Source organism: Arthrobacter sp. D2-10 (assembly GCF_054161285.1).
Genome location: NZ_CP096431.1, coordinates 2,436,002 through 2,451,846, shown reverse-complemented (window position 1 = coordinate 2,451,846; position 15,845 = coordinate 2,436,002). Strand labels below are relative to the sequence as shown.

The window sequence follows — 15,845 nt, the reverse complement described above, 5'->3', positions numbered from 1 at the left end:
CTCCATATTTCCAACATTCAGCGTCGGCGCCGTAATCAGCGGGCAAACAGTCCGCTCAACCGCGCCGTACACCCGGTCACACAGTGGAAGGACAGCACTATGACCAACGACATCATTGAAGGCAACGGGAGCAAGGAAAATCCTCCATCCGCCCGTCAGCCGGTGCTCGAAGTTCGCAACCTCAGCGTCGACTTCGGCGTGGAGAAAGAATGGGTTCCCGCTGCAATCGACCTGAACTACCACGTCAACGCCGGTGAAGTGCTCGCCATCGTCGGTGAATCGGGTTCCGGCAAGAGCGCAAGCTCAATGGCTCTGCTCGGACTTTTGCCCAGCAACAGCCGGGTCACCGGCGAGGTCATCCTCAACGGCCGGTCGATTCTGAACCTCTCAGCGAACAAGCTCCGGGAAGTGCGCGGCAATGACGTCGCCGTGATCTTCCAGGAGCCGATGACCGCACTGAACCCGGTCTACACGGTCGGGTTCCAGATTGTTGAGACGCTGCGGTTGCACAATGCCATATCGCCGGACGAGGCGCGCGAGCGTGCCCTCAAACTGTTGGAGATGGTGGAGCTTCCCGATCCGGAGAAGGCGTTCCGCTCCTACCCGCACCAGCTCTCGGGCGGTCAACGGCAGCGCGCGATGATTGCCCAGTCGCTCTCATGCGACCCCAAGCTACTCATCGCTGACGAGCCGACCACTGCTCTTGACGTTACGGTCCAGGCAGAAATCCTTGACCTGATGCGCAATCTCCGCAACAAACTGGATAGCGCAATCGTGCTGATCACGCACGACATGGGTGTCGTTGCCGACCTGGCTGACCGCATCGCTGTGATGCGCAAGGGGATCATCGTGGAGACGGGCACGGCCGAGAAGATCTTCCGCGAGCCGGAACACCCGTACACGCAGGACCTCCTCGCAGCGGTGCCACATCTTGGCCAGGGGTCCGAGGGCGGCACTGACGACGTCGACATCACAGCCGCGCTTGCTGCTGCCACTCACTCGGAACTGGTGGGAGTGGATGCCGAGGAACTCGACCGCCGGGAACGCGCCGTGCTCGCAGGCCTGGAAGAGCAGGTCGCTGCAGAGCGGCAGAGCCGGGGAGACGCAGTCCTCGAACTCGTCAACGTTGCGATCGAATACCCCAAGCAGGGCAGGGTGCCGGCGTTCCGGGCCGTCGAGAATGTGACGCTGTCCATTTGGCCCGGCGAGGTCATGGGTCTGGTGGGTGAGTCCGGCTCCGGCAAGACCACTATCGGGCGGGCCGCCGTCGGCCTTCTGCCGGTGGCAGAGGGATCCATGCGCGTTGTCGGTACGGATATCTCGGGCTACAAACCGACCTCCCGGGAACTGGGAGCAGTGCGGAAAAACGTGGGCATGGTCTTCCAGGATCCGTCCTCGTCGCTCAACCCGCGGCTGCCGATCGGTGAAAGTATCGGCGAACCGATGTTCCTCGCCGGAGAGGCGAAGGGCGCCGAGCTGCAGAAGCGAATCGAGACGCTGCTGGACCAGGTGGAGCTGCCCCGCTCGTACCGGAACCGTTACCCGCACGAGCTCTCGGGCGGACAGAAGCAGCGCGTAGGCATCGCCCGTGCGCTGTCGTTGAAGCCAAAACTCATGGTTGCGGACGAGCCCACGTCCGCACTGGACGTTTCCGTCCAGGCCAAGGTGCTTGAGCTCTTCCAGAACCTGCAGCAGGAAATGGGATTCGCCTGCCTGTTCGTGACCCACGACCTCGCGGTGGTAGACGTCCTCGCCGACCACATCTGCGTGATGCGCCGCGGCCGGATCGTCGAGCAGGGCACCCGGGACCAGATCCTTCGAAACCCGCAGGACCCGTACACCCAGCGCCTGCTTGCCGCTGTGCCGCTACCGGACCCGGAGAAGCAGCGCGAACGGCGTGAGCTCCGCGCACGCCTGCTGGCCTCGGCCGAGTAGAAACGCCCAACGCACGACGGCGGTGCCTCCCTCTTTGTCCACGGCAGGGGAGGCATCGCCGTCGTTCTTAAGTCGGTGAGCAGCGGGGCTGCCAGGGCAGGGTGAGCAGGCTCGTTAGGCCATCTTTTGCCTAACGCTTAGACTGGTAGTAGAGCGCGCTGTGCCGCCCGCTTTCATTTTTCCTTGATGCTCACCCAGCCCCTAAGAAACGAGTCATTCCGCATGTCTGTATCCACGAGCAACACTGCAATCCGCAGTGACCTTCGTAACGTTGCCATCGTGGCGCACGTCGACCATGGCAAGACGACGCTCGTTGACGCGATGCTGAAGCAGACCAACTCCTTCGCCGCCCACGGTGAGGTTGAGGATCGTGTCATGGACTCCGGCGACCTGGAGCGCGAGAAGGGCATCACCATCCTCGCGAAGAACACCACGGTGTTCTACGAGGGTCCGTCCGCCAACGGTGAGCGCATCACCATCAACGTCATCGACACCCCGGGCCACGCCGACTTCGGCGGCGAGGTTGAGCGCGGGCTCTCCATGGTCGACGGCGTGGTACTGCTGGTGGATGCCTCTGAGGGTCCGCTGCCGCAGACCCGCTTCGTTCTGCGTAAGGCCCTCGCAGCCAAGCTGCCCGTCGTGCTCCTGGTCAACAAGACCGACCGCCCTGACTCCCGTATTGACGAAGTTGTGAGCGAGTCGATGGACCTGCTTCTGGGCCTGGCATCCGACCTGTCGGACGAGGTTCCCGACCTGGACCTCGATTCCGTCCTCAACGTCCCGGTTGTCTACGCCGCAGCCCGCGTCGGAGCTGCTTCCCTGGAGCAGCCGGCAGACGGCTCAGCCCCGGACAACGACAACCTTGAGCCCCTCTTCAAGACCATCATCGAGCACATCCCGGCACCGAGCTACGACCCCACCGGGGTCCTGCAGGCGCACGTCACCAACCTCGACGCTTCACCGTTCCTTGGCCGCCTGGCACTGCTGCGTATTTTCAACGGCACCCTGCGCAAGGGCCAGCAGGTTGCTTGGGCGCGCCAGAACGGTGAGCTCAAGACGGTGAAGATCACCGAGCTCCTCGCCACCAAAGCACTGGACCGGGTGCCCACTGACTCTGCAGGCCCCGGCGAGATCGTGGCCGTTGCCGGTATTGAGGACATCACCATCGGTGAGACCCTCACGGACGTCGACAACCCGCAGCCGCTGCCGCTGATCACCGTGGATGACCCGGCTATCTCCGTCACCATTGGTATCAACACTTCGCCGCTGGCCGGCAAGGTCAAGGGCGCCAAGGTGACTGCCCGTCAGGTGAAGGATCGCCTGGACAAGGAGCTCATCGGTAACGTCTCACTGCGCGTGCTTCCCACCGCACGTCCGGACGCCTGGGAAGTACAGGGTCGCGGGGAGCTCGCGCTGGCCATCCTCGTGGAGCAGATGCGCCGCGAAGGCTTCGAGCTGACCGTCGGTAAGCCGCAGGTTGTCACCAAGGTTGTGGACGGCAAGGTCCACGAGCCGATGGAGCACATGACCATCGACGTCCCGGAGGAATACCTCGGCGGCGTCACCCAGCTCATGGCGGCGCGCAAGGGCCGGATGACCAACATGGCGAACCATGGCACCGGCTGGGTCCGCATGGAGTTCATCGTTCCCGCCCGCGGCCTCATCGGCTTCCGCACCCGCTTCCTCACCGACACCCGTGGTGCCGGCATCGCGTCCTCCTACTCGGAGGGCTATGAGCCGTGGGCCGGCGACATCGAGTACCGCACCAACGGTTCGATGATCGCGGACCGCTCCGGCGTGGTCACCCCGTTCGCGATGATCAACCTGCAGGAGCGCGGTTCATTCTTCGTTGAGCCGACCTCCGAGGTGTACGAGGGCATGATCGTCGGCGAGAATTCCCGCGCTGATGACATGGACGTGAATATCACCAAGGAGAAGAAGCTCACCAACATGCGTGCTGCTTCCTCGGACAGCTTCGAGAACCTCACGCCTCCGCGCAAGCTCACGCTTGAGGAATCACTCGAGTTTGCCCGCGAGGACGAGTGTGTCGAGGTCACCCCGGAAGCCATCCGCATCCGCAAGGTCATCCTCGACGCCAACGAGCGTCTGCGCGCAGCACGTTCCCGCGCACGCGCCTAGGGACCGGCGTCCCTTGCCGGCTCCCGGCGAAGCTGCGGACGCACAAAGGCACGGGAACGACGACGGCGCCAGCCCGGCCGCCGTCGTCGTTCCGCCTTCTCCTCACCTCGCCCGATGGCATGGAGTTCTAGCTGCCGTTGTGGCAGGGGTCCTCGCCGCTGTCTTCGGTACCGCTCTCCACGCGAACGTCTGGTACCTGGGCGGCATGGGACTGCCCGTCGGGGCGCTGGCGGCGATCGTGCTTGCGGTCAGTCTGGCCGTCTTTGTGGCGGTGTCCGGCCGCAATGTTCTTCTTGCCGGCCTCACGGGAGCAGTGGCGTACATCCTGGTGGGCCTCGCCGCGTCATTCTCTGCGGGCAGCCTCATTGCTGCGGGCGTTGAACTCGAAGGTGCGCAGCCGCCGGTTTCGCTTGCCGGTTATGTCTGGGTAGTCGGTCTGGCGGTTGGGACGGTGATTGCCGTGGCGGTGTCCTGGTGGGTCCTGCGACCAACCCGGCGGCGCTGATTCGACTGCCGGTTCAGTCGGCGCTCCGGTCCAGGTGGTGGGCCAGCATGATGGAGGTGGCTGTGCCGTCCTCATCCGCTCCGCGTCGGGCATACTCCTCGAAGACGGTGCGGATCTTCTCCATCATTTCGGCGCGGTGCGTGTCATTGAGCCGCACCCCCAAGCGCCAGACGTCGATCTCTGACGGGCTCAGGCCGTCGATCTCCTGCAAAAAGGTCTCCACGAGGACCGGAGCGGCGTTGGGCATCCTGCTTCCCCAGGACAACCCGGTAGCCCTATAGGGGATTTCCTTGGCCCCCCGATTGCCTGATCGTGGCTCCTCGGCCCGAAGGAATCCTGTTGCAAGGAGGGTACGTACATGGTGCAAGGCCGTGGCGGGATTCAATTCCAGCACCTCGGCGATTTCCTTGTTGGTGCGGGCCTTGTGCAGGCACAGCCGGAGGATCCTGAGCCGAACGGGGGAGCTCAGCGCCCTGCCGCGTGCCTGGACGTCCTCATCTGTTTCCATGTCCAAAAGCATACGTCAGCAGGCGTGTAGCGATTGAACTTAGTCAATCGCGTGGAGTCCGAGACGTCATCCGTGCAGGGCGGTACGTGGACCCCGCCGCGGGGGAGGCGGGGGCACCGGCTTCGCTGCGGTGACCGCGTCGAGAGGCACGACGACGTCGCCCCGCCTGGTCGCGACGGTGCAGGATGCCTCATCCCTTCCGGTCAGCTCGCCAAGCGCGTCGGTGAGCCCGCCCTCGATCCGGTATCTGACCACCACGCGGGTGCCGAGCGGCAGTGCGGCCAACCGGTCTGCGGCGGGGTTCGTCATGGCCATAGCGTGTCATATTACGGCGGGCGCCGGTCGATGCCGAACCCTTCGACCGTTGCGTTAAGCTTGAACAGCGACGAAGAGCCGGTACCGGCACCAGAATCCTAGGGAAGGCGTGGGACGTGACCTACGTAATCGCACAGCCGTGCGTGGATGTGAAAGACAAGGCCTGCATTGAGGAATGCCCGGTCGACTGCATCTATGAAGGCGAGCGTTCGTTGTACATCCACCCGGATGAGTGCGTGGACTGTGGCGCGTGCGAGCCGGTCTGCCCGGTGGAGGCCATCTACTACGAGGACGACACCCCGGAGGAGTGGGCCGATTACTACAAGGCCAATGTGGAGTTCTTCGATGACCTGGGTTCTCCGGGCGGTGCCGCCAAGCTCGGCAACACCGGGAAGGACCACCCGATGATCGCCGCCCTGCCGCCGCAAAACCAAGAAGCGTGACAGCAGAGTGACTCTCGAGCGGTCCTTCGGGCTCAACCTGCCGGATTACCCGTGGGACGCCATGGCGCCTTATGTGGAGGAAGCCCGGCAGCATCCCGACGGCGCCGTCAATCTTTCCATCGGCACCCCTGTGGACCCCACGCCGGACGTTGTCCAGCGTGCACTCCGGGACGCCGCAAACGCTCCTGGGTACCCCACGACGCACGGCACTGTGAAGCTGAGGGAAGCGATCAGCGAGTGGTACCGCCGTCGTCGTAATGTTGTGGGCCTGGATCCTGCTGACATTCTGCCCACGGTGGGGTCCAAGGAACTCGTCGCGTGGCTGCCCACGCTGCTCGGGCTGGGAGCCGGCGACGTCGTCGTGCGCCCCACGGTGGCCTACCCCACGTACGACATGGGCGCGCACTTTGCCGGCGCCACTCCTGTCGCTGCGGATTCGTTGGCCGAGCTCGACGCCGACACCCGTGCCCGGGTCCGTCTTGTCTGGGTCAACTCACCGTCCAACCCCACCGGCGCGGTCCACGATGTGGAGGCGCTGCAGGCAATCGTCGACGAAGCCCGCAGTCTGGGGGCCATGGTGGCCTCGGACGAGTGTTACGCCGAACTGGGGTGGGGCATTTGGGATCCGGCGACGGGAGGCCAGCCGGTGCCCAGCATCCTCGATGCGCGGGTCAGCGGCGGATCCTCGGACCTGTTGTTGTCCGTCTATTCGCTCAGCAAGCAGTCAAACGTTGCGGGTTACCGCGCTGCCTTCGCAGCGGGCGACAGCAAGGTGCTGGCGAATTTGATCAATTCGCGCAAGCACGCGGGCATGATCGTGCCCTTCCCGGTTCAGGAAGCCATGCGCGCAGCGCTGTCGGACGACGCGCATGTTGCTGCCCAGAAAGATCTCTACCGGGCGCGCCGGGAGCAGCTGATCCCCGCCCTCGAAGCTTTTGGCCTGACCATCCATTCTTCCGACGCCGGTCTTTACCTCTGGGCCACGGCGGGCGAGGACACCTGGATCACTGTGAAGCGGTTCGCGAAGCTTGGAATCATCGTCGGACCGGGCACCTTCTACGGCGAAGCAGGGAACGGATTCGTCCGCGTCGCGTTGACGGGTTCGGATGAGCGGGTGCGCGCTGCCGCTACACGGCTGAGTGCCTGAGTGCATGTTGCTATTGCACAACAACGGCCAAACGGATTAGTGCTGAAGGCGTGTGTGCCGGTAGCGTTTTAGCTGACTAGGCTGATCCAGCCCACACGCATGCTTTTCCATAAGCTCCACAAGGAGAGTCAATGACTGAGCACAACGGAGCCTCACTCCAGTATGACGGAGGAAGCCTCAGCCTCCCGCTGATTTCAGCGGCGGAAGGCAACCACGGGTACGACGTCTCTAAGCTTCTCAAGCAGACCGGTTCCGTCACGTTCGACCCCGGCTTCATGAACACAGCGGCCACCACCTCAGCGATCACCTACATCGACGGCGACCAGGGAATCCTGCGCTACCGCGGTTACCCGATCGACCAGCTGGCAGAGCACTCCAGCTTCCTCGAGGTCTCGTACCTGCTCATCTACGGCGAACTGCCGACCCCTACTGAACTCGATGCCTTCGATCAGCGCATCCGCCGTCACACGCTCCTGCACGAGGAGCTCAAGGGCTTCTTCGGAGGCTTCCCCCGTGACGCCCACCCCATGCCGGTGCTGTCCTCCGCTGTTTCCGCTCTGTCGACGTTCTATCAGGACTCGCTGGACCCGTTCGACGACGAACAGGTGGAACTATCCACTTTCCGCCTCATGGCGAAGCTCCCGGTGATCGCCGCGTACGCGCACAAGAAGTCGATCGGCCAGCCGATGCTGTATCCGGACAACTCCATGAACCTCGTGGAGAACTTCATGCGACTGTGCTTCGGTCTCCCTGCCGAGCCCTATGACCTCGACCCCACGATGGTGAAGGCACTTGACCTGCTCCTCATCCTCCACGCGGACCACGAGCAGAACTGTTCGACCTCCACCGTCCGCCTTGTGGGCAGTTCGAATGCGAACATGTTCGCTTCCATCTCCGCAGGCATCAACGCACTCTTCGGCCCGCTGCACGGCGGTGCCAACGAGGCCGTGCTCAACATGCTCCGCCAGATCCAGGCAACAGGCATGCAGCCCGAGGACTTCATGGAAAAGGTGAAGAAGAAGGAAGACGGCGTGAAGCTCATGGGCTTCGGGCACCGCGTCTACAAGAATTACGACCCTCGCGCCAAGATCGTCAAGGCAACAGCGCACGACATCCTCTCCAAGCTCGGCGGCAATGACGAGCTGCTGGACATCGCCATGCGCCTCGAAGAGAAGGCCCTCGCCGATGACTACTTCATCGAGCGCAAGCTCTACCCGAACGTGGATTTCTACACCGGTCTCATCTACAAGGCGATGGGTTTCCCCGAGAAGATGTTCACGGTGCTTTTCGCCATCGGACGTCTCCCGGGCTGGATTGCCCAGTGGCGCGAGATGATCAAGGACCCGCAGACCAAGATCGGACGCCCGCGGCAGCTGTACACGGGTGCCGGGGAACGGCACTACCCGGCTCGCTAGGGCCAACAGGCGCAGAACCAGTACGACGACGGCCGGTCACCTTCGCAGGTGGCCGGCCGTCGTCGTACGTCAGCAGGGAACGGAGCTAGGAAGCGTACCCCTGGGGATTGTTCTTCTGCCAGCGCCAGTGGTCCTCACACATCTGGTCCAGCGACCGGTGGGCAGACCAGCCCAGGTCAGCAAGGGCGGACGACGGATCGGCGTAACTGACGGCAGCGTCACCGGGCCGCCGGGGGGCGAACTCGTAGGGGATCTCGTGACCGGCCGCCTTGGAGAAGGCTGCGAGCACCTCAAGCACCGATGACCCGTTTCCGGTGCCGAGGTTCCAGCGGTGCACCCCGGAGTGGGTGGTGAGATAGTTCAGGGCTGCGACATGGCCGTCGGCAAGGTCCACCACATGGATGTAGTCGCGGATGCCGGTGCCGTCCGGGGTGGGGTAATCGTTACCGAAGACCAGAACCTTCTCCCGCCTGCCGACTGCTACCTGCGCCACGAAGGGGAGCAGGTTGTTGGGGACACCGGTGGGATCCTCACCGATCCGGCCCGATTCATGGGCGCCGACGGGATTGAAGTAGCGCAGCAGGGCAATGTTCCAGCGGTCGTCGGAAGCACCGACGTCGCTCAGGATGTCCTCGATCTGTTCCTTGGTGCGCCCATAGGGATTGGTCGCATCCAGCGGCATCTTTTCGATGAGCGGGACCTCCTCGGAGGCGCCGTACACCGTGGCGGAGGAACTGAAGACGAGCGTACGGACGTTGTGCCGGTCCATGGTGCGCAGCAGGTTCAGGGTGCCGCCGACGTTGTTGTGATAGTAGAACAGGGGCTTCTCCACCGACTCACCGACCGCCTTCAGCCCGGCGAAGTGAATGACCGCGTCTACGGACTCTGCCTCGAAGACGGCATCAAGCGCGTGCTCGTCGAGCAGGTCAACCTTCCGGAAGTCCACCTCACGTCCCGCGAGCTCCTGCACCCTGCTCAGCGCGACCTCGCTTGAGTTGTACAGATTGTCCACTACGACGACGTCGTGGCCCGCCTCCAGCAGTGCCAGTGTGGTGTGCGAGCCAATGTAACCGCTTCCGCCGGTGACGAGTATCTTCATGGGTTCAAGCCTACCGACCGGCCGCCTGAGGCGCCTAAGTAAGTCACAGACTGTGCGCCGATCACTCTGGAGGCTCAAGCCCTATCGGTCTACCCTTGGAGGATCACGCGCGAGCCGGCCCACCTGACGCCGGCGGAGAGGTCAGGACCACGCATGCACGTCAACAGGGCACCTTCCTGGAGAGTGGAAGCAGGTTCATCTCTGGAAATGTGCTTCGCCCTGTACCTGCGTGACTGTGCCGGACTCGGAGTGATCGGCCAGCCGGCGGTGTGCCCGGTCAAGCCAGCCGTTCATTGTGTCAGCCCGCGCCAGGTGGTTCATGATGTCGGCGGAATGACTGCGCTCCGGGTCGAGTGGGAGGCCTGGTGGTATGAGCTCGTGGCACACTACGGAAACGGGACAGCGCTTCCGACGCCACCCGATTTCCCCGAGCTCACGTCAATGCCGGCGCTCCAGCGCCTGACACACGCACATTATGGGACTGCCCTGACCTGGACGCAGGAACGCGATGCTGCCTGGCGCCAACGGTCGCTCAAACGGATGCACGACGGCGGCCAGCGATGCTTCGGCGACCTCGTGCGGGAACGTGAACTGGAGCTCGGCCGGCCCGCGAGGCACTTTTCGCTTTCCGTGATCGAGCTGCCGTTGAGCGAGACGCGGGCCTGGTACGTGGAGCCGGACCGGCTCATTCTGAGCGAAGACCTGTACGACGACGAGGCCACCTTCCGGAGCTACGTCCAGCCGGTCGTGGAGATTATTGCGTAACCCCGGTTAGACGGGCGTCTCAGCGAGGGTGATCAGTATCTGGCCGGTTTCGGTTTCCGCGGTGGTCCAGCCGCCGTCGTTCCGGTCCCATCGCAGGCCGGCATGGGAGACGGTGGAGATACCCAACTCCTTGGCGTGGGCGACCGCGAACTGCGCGGCAGCCCACCCGACGGAGCCGGATGCACTGGCCACCATCCCGTTCTCAGTGGCGCTGGTGGCCACAGTGGGGAAGACGGCGGCGAAGCGTTCGGCCACTGCCACCGCGTTCCCGGGTTCCTCAGCCTTCCGCAGGACACAGTTGAGCGATGCCGGAGACTGGCCGGTCAAAGCGGACGCGAAAGCACGTGCTTCGGGCTCGTGGTCGGCATACGCATCGGGGTAGGCGCTTCGCTGGACCAGCTGCGCGGCTTCCGTGATGGGCAGCGTCTGGTATGCCGGAACCTCAACGAGGGCATCGTAGAAGGCTCCGGCGGCGTAGATGGGATCCTGCACCTGTTCCTCGCTGCCCCAGCCCTGCGACGGCCGCTGCTGGAACAGGCCGCGCGAGTCGGGTCCCGCCTGATCACCGTAATCCAGGTTACGCAACCCCGATTCCTGCACCGCTGTGGCCAGGGCAATGGAAGCGGCGCGGGGCGGCAGGCCGCGGGTGACCGCAACTCCCGCGATAGTGGAGGCGTTGGCGGCCTGCTCCGGTCGCAACTCGTACGTGTCCGTACCGACAACGGCGCTGCATCGCTCACGAACCAGAACCTCGGAGGAATTCAACTGGGTTACCGCGAGGTATGCGCCGCCACCGACCACGGCCGTCAACAGGGTGAGGACACCGGCCGCGCGGAGCCGGCGCCGTCGTCGTGCTTGGTGGGAGGTCGGTGGCACGCCGCTCCCTAGTTCGCGTGCAGTGCAGCGTTCAGGGCGATGCCGTGCCCTGACCGCTGGCGCGCTTCCACGATTCCCGTGGTGGAGTTGCGGATGAAGAGCACGCCCGACTGTCCCGAGAGTTCGGCCGCCTTGACCACCGAGCCATCGGGGAGGGTCACTTTGGTGCCCGCGGTGATGTACAGGCCGGCCTCCACGACGCAGTCATCACCGAGTGAGATGCCGATTCCCGCCTGTGCGCTGAGGAGGCAGCGTTCGCCGATGCTGATGCGCTCCTTGCCGCCGCCGGAGAGCGTACCCATGATTGACGACCCGCCCCCGATGTCCGAACCGTTGCCGACGACGACGCCGGCCGAAATACGTCCCTCAACCATCGAGTGGCCCAGCGTTCCGGCATTGAAGTTGATGAAGCCCTCGTGCATGACCGTGGTGCCTTCGGCCAGATGGGCGCCCAGCCGGACGCGGTCGGCATCGGCAATCCTGACGCCGGAGGGCATCACATAGTCCACCATGCGGGGGAACTTGTCGACGCCGTACACGACGACCGCGCCGCGCGAACGCAGGCGAAGGCGGGTGGTCTCAAAACCGTCGACCGGGCAGGGTCCGAAGTTGGTCCACACGACGTTGGCGAGCAGGCCGAAGATGCCGTCGAGGTTGATGGTGTTCGGCTGCGCCAGGCGGTGCGAGAGCAGGTGGAGGCGCAGGTACGCATCGGCGGCGTCCACCGGGGCGTCATCAAGCGATGAGGTAGTGAAGACTACTCCCTGCGTGACACCACGCAGTGCGTCCGGCGCCGCAATGCCCGCGAGTTCGGTGCGCAGCGAGTCTGCGTCGGCTGAACCTTCGCCCAGAACCGGCTGCGGATACCAGACATCGAGTACCGTTCCATCGTCCGCCAGGGTGGCAAGGCCGATGCCGGAAGCGGTCCGGGAGGTGGTTTCGGAGGGGGTCAGGGAAGCGGAGGCCGTCTCAGTCATGGCCTCCATTCTACCGAGTTGGTGCCGGCGACCTCCTCCACCTCGCCGCCACCAGGGGCGGGACCTACGCCAAGTACCCTTGAGACCATGACTGCTTCCGACATTCTTCGGCTCGATCCCACTACCGACGTAGCGCAACTCACGTCGCACATCATGGACATCGAAAGCGTGTCAGGCAACGAGCGGGAGCTCGCAGACGCCGTTGAACAGGTCCTGCGGGCGAGCCCGCACCTCGAGGTCGTCCGGGATGGTGATTCGTTGATCGCCCGCACCAACCTCGGCCGCGCAGAGCGGGTCATCCTCGCCGGCCACCTCGACACGGTTCCCCTGCCGCACGTGCCGGGTTCCCGCGGGACGGTCCCCAGCTCCTGGGACGGTGAGGTTCTGTACGGGCGAGGCGCCACCGACATGAAGGGTGGAATTGCTGTGCAACTTGCCCTCGCCGCTGCGCTGACCGGACCCTCCCGTGACATCACCTATGTCTTCTACGACCATGAGGAAGTCGAGGCTGCCTTAAGCGGACTCGGCAGGCTGGTCGAAAGGTACCCATCGTGGCTCGAAGCCGATTTCGCTGTCCTGCTGGAGCCGACCGATGGAGTCGTCGAGGGCGGCTGCAATGGAACTTCACGCTTCAACGTCACGACGACGGGGCGCGCGGCCCACTCGGCACGCGCCTGGATGGGGGAGAATGCGATCCACAAATTGGCCGACGTCCTTGTGCGGCTGCGGGACCATCAGCCCGCCACCGTCACGGTCGATGGTCTGGACTTCCGCGAAAGCCTCAACGCCGTCCTCATCAACGGTGGTACGGCCGGTAACGTGATCCCCGACCAGGCAGTGGTGGAAGTCAATTATCGCTTCGCTCCGGACAAGACTCCCGACGACGCCGAGAGGTACGTAAGGGAACTGCTCGACGGCTTTGACGTGATCAGGACCGATGCTGCGGCTGGTGCCCGCCCCGGTCTGAATCATCCCGCTGCAGCGGCATTCGTCAGGGCAGTCGGAGGCGAGCCGAAGCCGAAGTACGGCTGGACCGACGTCGCGCGCTTCAGCGCGCTCGGTATCCCGGCAGTGAACTTCGGTCCGGGTGACGCGCTGTTGGCCCACTCGGACAACGAGCATGTGCACGCGGACGCGATCCGCGCCTGCCTGTCTGCGTTAAAGGACTGGCTCGCCTAGACCGGAGGTCGAGACGAGCCAGTGAATCCTGTTGACCGGGCCTAGCCGGCGTTGGTTGCGTCGGGTAGCAGCACCTTTTGGTCCTTGTCCCGCTTGGCTCTCCCGGCGGTGCGGAAGCTGAGCAGCTTCGACAACCGGTTGGCCAACGACGACAGTGCGAAGTTGATGATGATGAAAATTACCGCAGCAATGAGGAGCGCCTGCAGCAGGTTCCCCTCGCCGACGCCGAGCCTCCGCGCGTTCTGCAGCAGCTCGGTGTAGGTGATGATGTAGCCGAGTGCCGAGTCCTTGAGGATCACGACGAACTGGCTGACCAAGGCAGGCAGCATGGCAGTGAGCGCCTGGGGCACCTCAACCGACCGCAGAGATTGACCCCGCGTCATACCGATGGCCATTGCGGCTTCGCGCTGTCCCTTGGGGAGACCCTCCACGCCGGAGCGCACAAGTTCAGCGATGACCGAGCCGTTGTAGAGCGTCAGCGCGGTGACCACCGCAATGAACGGGATGTCCTGCGGGCGCATGATGCTCGCCGCGCCGATAGCCAGCCAGAGGAAGATCATCATCAGCAGGACGGGTACTGCCCGGAGGAACTCGACAATGACCCCGGCGAGCCAGCGGATTGGCAGGAAGTGTGAGAGCCGGCCGATGCCTAGGATGAGGCCCAGAACCACGGAGGTCACGATCGCTACGCCGGCGGCGCGCAATGTGTCCCAGAGGCCCGGAAGGAAGAAGAATTGCCACGTCCTCACCTCGAGGAAGGGTGTCCACTTCGCAGGCTCCAACTGACCGCGCTCGGCGAGGGTGATGACGAGCCACGTCAGCAGCCCAATGACGAAGATGGCACCGGCAATGTTGCCGATCAGGATATTGCGCTTGGCTTTGGGGCCGGGCGCATCGAAAAGTACCTGCTGAGCGCTCAACGTGCCACCGCCAGTTTCTTGGATGCCCAGGTGGTCAGCAGACCGATCGGGATAACGATGATGACGAAGCCCAGGGCAAAGGTGAAGAAGATCGGGATAACCATGTCAGAACGGAACTCGATCATGGTCTTCATGAGACCCGCAGACTCCGCCACCGAGCCTGCAGCCGCCACCGTGGAGTTCTTGGTCAATGCAATCAGCACGTTGCCGAGGGGTGCAATGGCGCCGCGGAAAGCCTGAGGAAGAATGATCAGCCGGGCGGCGGGGAGGAACGACAGCCCGATCGCGCGGGCGGCCTCCGCCTGACCGAGCGGAACAGTGTTCACGCCGCTTCGGATCGCCTCGCAGACAAATGCCGCGTGGTAGAGGCTCAAGCCCAGGATCGCGAGACGGAAGAAGTTGAGGTTGAAGTCTTCCGACAGGCTCACGAAGAGTTGGCCGAACAACGCAAGTACGCCGAAGGCGATGATGATCGTCAGCGGCGTGTTGCGGAAGATGTTGACGTAGGTGGCGCCGAACCACTGCAGGCTCGCAATGGGAGAGATCCTGAACAGTGCGAGGAGAGTTCCCAGGAGCAGGGACCAGATCGCCGCCCAGAATGTCAGCTGGATATTGATCCAGAAAGCCCCTGCGACGTCGTATTGCTCGAAGAGCGATAGGAAACCGTCCACGGCATCCTTTCTTGTCGGTACGTCAAACGGCTGTGTGGGGGCTGCAACGCAACCCCCACACAGCCGCAGAGGGTGTTAGGCGCACTCAGCCGGCGTCGGCGGGTTCAGTTCCGCGTTCGGCTCATAATCGACGCCTTCAAGGTTGGCTGCCAGGGCTTCTTCCCAGGCGCCGTCCTCGATCATCTTCTCGATGGCGGCGTTGATGTCCGAGCACAATTCGCTGCCCTTGGTGAGACCAACGCCGTAGTTCTCCTCCGAGAACGGGTTGCCGACAACCTTGAACTGGCCCTGGTTGGCTTCCTGGGCAGCAAGACCGGCGAGGATGATGTCATCGGTGGTGACGGCGTCGATCTGTCCGCCGCCCATGAGGCTGACACACTCCGCGTAGCCGGGCTGCTCGATCAGGTTAACGTCTTCAGCGAACTCGTCCTTCACGCGCTGTGCGGAGGTGGAACCGGTGACGGAGCAGAGGTTCCGCCCGTTCAGGTCCTCCGGTCCGGTGATGTCGCTGTCGGTGGGAACGAGAAGGTCCTGGCCTGCAACGAAGTACGGTCCGGCGAAGTCGACGGTTTCCTTGCGGGTGTCGGTGATCGAATAGGTAGCGAAGATCATGTCGACCTGCTCGTTTGACAGCAGGTTCTCGCGGTTGGCGGACGGTGCTTCGACCCACTCGATCTGATCTTCGGTGTAGCCCAGTTCGCCTGCAACGTACTTGGCAACGTCAACGTCGAAGCCCGAGTAGGAGCCGCCCTCGTCGAAGCCGAGGCCCGGCTGGTCAAACTTGATGCCGATTCGGATCGAATCTGCTGCGGCTTCGCCGCCTTCTGCGCCGCCGCCTTCGCCTTCTCCTCCGCCGCCGCCGCAGGCGGACAGGGTAAGCGCCGCTGCTGCTGCCATGGCCAATGCGCCATATCGTGTTGTTCGCATGTTTTCTCCTCGGGTTATTTCCTG

General features: G+C 63.9%; 16 protein-coding genes. 8 read left to right on the top strand and 8 right to left on the bottom strand.

Features of this window, described 5'->3' with window-relative positions; translation table 11 throughout:
* Window positions 1–99 precede the first annotated feature (99 nt).
* The 3 genes from M1D74_RS11415 to M1D74_RS11405 all read left to right on the top strand — a co-directional run bounded on the left by M1D74_RS11415 (window position 100) and on the right by M1D74_RS11405 (window position 4,579).
* On the top strand, window positions 100–1,935 hold the full coding sequence (locus tag M1D74_RS11415; RefSeq protein ID WP_458115390.1) for an ABC transporter ATP-binding protein: 1,836 nt from the start codon (window positions 100–102) through the stop codon (window positions 1,933–1,935).
* A 222-nt stretch (window positions 1,936–2,157) separates the two neighbouring features.
* Window positions 2,158–4,074, top strand: coding sequence for a translational GTPase TypA (gene typA, locus M1D74_RS11410; protein WP_309071460.1), 1,917 nt, complete (start codon window positions 2,158–2,160; stop codon window positions 4,072–4,074).
* Window positions 4,075–4,087: 13 nt separating this feature from the next.
* Window positions 4,088–4,579, top strand: coding sequence for a hypothetical protein (locus M1D74_RS11405; RefSeq protein WP_458115389.1), 492 nt, complete (start codon window positions 4,088–4,090; stop codon window positions 4,577–4,579).
* 13 nt (window positions 4,580–4,592) lie between these two features.
* On the opposite strand, the gene M1D74_RS11400 is transcribed toward M1D74_RS11405, so the two are convergent.
* Both M1D74_RS11400 and M1D74_RS11395 read right to left on the bottom strand, forming a co-directional pair.
* Window positions 4,593–5,087, bottom strand: a complete 495-nt coding sequence (locus M1D74_RS11400) for an ArsR/SmtB family transcription factor (protein ID WP_309072690.1) — start codon at window positions 5,085–5,087, stop codon at window positions 4,593–4,595.
* Between the two features lie 66 nt (window positions 5,088–5,153).
* Window positions 5,154–5,396 (bottom strand): putative acetyltransferase, encoded by a 243-nt coding sequence (locus tag M1D74_RS11395; protein WP_458115388.1) that lies wholly within the window; start codon window positions 5,394–5,396, stop codon window positions 5,154–5,156.
* Window positions 5,397–5,518: 122 nt separating this feature from the next.
* Between M1D74_RS11395 and fdxA the strand changes: the two genes are divergently transcribed.
* The 3 genes from fdxA (at window position 5,519) to M1D74_RS11380 (ending at window position 8,407) form a co-directional block, all read left to right on the top strand.
* Window positions 5,519–5,845 carry a ferredoxin gene (fdxA, locus tag M1D74_RS11390; RefSeq protein WP_309072692.1) on the top strand — a complete coding sequence of 109 codons (327 nt, stop codon included), beginning with the start codon at window positions 5,519–5,521 and terminating at the stop codon, window positions 5,843–5,845.
* Between the two features lie 61 nt (window positions 5,846–5,906).
* Window positions 5,907–6,992 carry a succinyldiaminopimelate transaminase gene (gene dapC / locus M1D74_RS11385; RefSeq protein WP_458117178.1) on the top strand — a complete coding sequence of 362 codons (1,086 nt, stop codon included), beginning with the start codon at window positions 5,907–5,909 and terminating at the stop codon, window positions 6,990–6,992.
* A 131-nt stretch (window positions 6,993–7,123) separates the two neighbouring features.
* Window positions 7,124–8,407, top strand: coding sequence for a citrate synthase (locus M1D74_RS11380; protein ID WP_309123795.1), 1,284 nt, complete (start codon window positions 7,124–7,126; stop codon window positions 8,405–8,407).
* An 85-nt stretch (window positions 8,408–8,492) separates the two neighbouring features.
* Here the strand turns inward: M1D74_RS11380 and galE are convergent, their stop codons facing one another.
* Complete coding sequence (gene galE, locus M1D74_RS11375) at window positions 8,493–9,506, bottom strand: UDP-glucose 4-epimerase GalE (RefSeq protein ID WP_309070652.1); 1,014 nt, start codon at window positions 9,504–9,506, stop codon at window positions 8,493–8,495.
* A gap of 153 nt (window positions 9,507–9,659) precedes the next feature.
* Between galE and M1D74_RS11370 the strand changes: the two genes are divergently transcribed.
* Window positions 9,660–10,271, top strand: a complete 612-nt coding sequence (locus tag M1D74_RS11370) for a hypothetical protein (RefSeq protein WP_309070653.1) — start codon at window positions 9,660–9,662, stop codon at window positions 10,269–10,271.
* Between the two features lie 6 nt (window positions 10,272–10,277).
* On the opposite strand, the gene M1D74_RS11365 is transcribed toward M1D74_RS11370, so the two are convergent.
* Window positions 10,278–11,147 (bottom strand): hypothetical protein, encoded by an 870-nt coding sequence (locus tag M1D74_RS11365; RefSeq protein ID WP_458115387.1) that lies wholly within the window; start codon window positions 11,145–11,147, stop codon window positions 10,278–10,280.
* A gap of 8 nt (window positions 11,148–11,155) precedes the next feature.
* Window positions 11,156–12,124 (bottom strand): 2,3,4,5-tetrahydropyridine-2,6-dicarboxylate N-succinyltransferase, encoded by a 969-nt coding sequence (dapD, locus tag M1D74_RS11360; RefSeq protein ID WP_458115386.1) that lies wholly within the window; start codon window positions 12,122–12,124, stop codon window positions 11,156–11,158.
* A gap of 87 nt (window positions 12,125–12,211) precedes the next feature.
* Here dapD and dapE point away from each other — a divergent pair, with 87 nt between their 5' ends.
* A complete protein-coding gene (gene dapE / locus M1D74_RS11355) occupies window positions 12,212–13,303 on the top strand; it encodes a succinyl-diaminopimelate desuccinylase (RefSeq protein ID WP_458115385.1) in 1,092 nt (363 codons plus the stop codon).
* A gap of 41 nt (window positions 13,304–13,344) precedes the next feature.
* Here the strand turns inward: dapE and M1D74_RS11350 are convergent, their stop codons facing one another.
* The 3 genes from M1D74_RS11350 to M1D74_RS11340 all read right to left on the bottom strand — a co-directional run bounded on the left by M1D74_RS11350 (window position 13,345) and on the right by M1D74_RS11340 (window position 15,821).
* The gene (locus tag M1D74_RS11350) at window positions 13,345–14,223 is read right to left on the bottom strand and encodes an amino acid ABC transporter permease (RefSeq protein WP_309070657.1); all 879 of its coding nucleotides are present in this window, start codon (window positions 14,221–14,223) and stop codon (window positions 13,345–13,347) included.
* Entirely contained in the window at window positions 14,220–14,894 is a 675-nt protein-coding gene (locus M1D74_RS11345) for an amino acid ABC transporter permease (RefSeq protein ID WP_309070658.1), read from the bottom strand. The genes M1D74_RS11350 and M1D74_RS11345 overlap by 4 nt, the downstream gene beginning before the upstream one ends.
* A 75-nt stretch (window positions 14,895–14,969) precedes the next feature.
* Window positions 14,970–15,821 (bottom strand): glutamate ABC transporter substrate-binding protein, encoded by an 852-nt coding sequence (locus M1D74_RS11340; RefSeq protein WP_309070659.1) that lies wholly within the window; start codon window positions 15,819–15,821, stop codon window positions 14,970–14,972.
* Window positions 15,822–15,845: the final 24 nt, after the last annotated feature.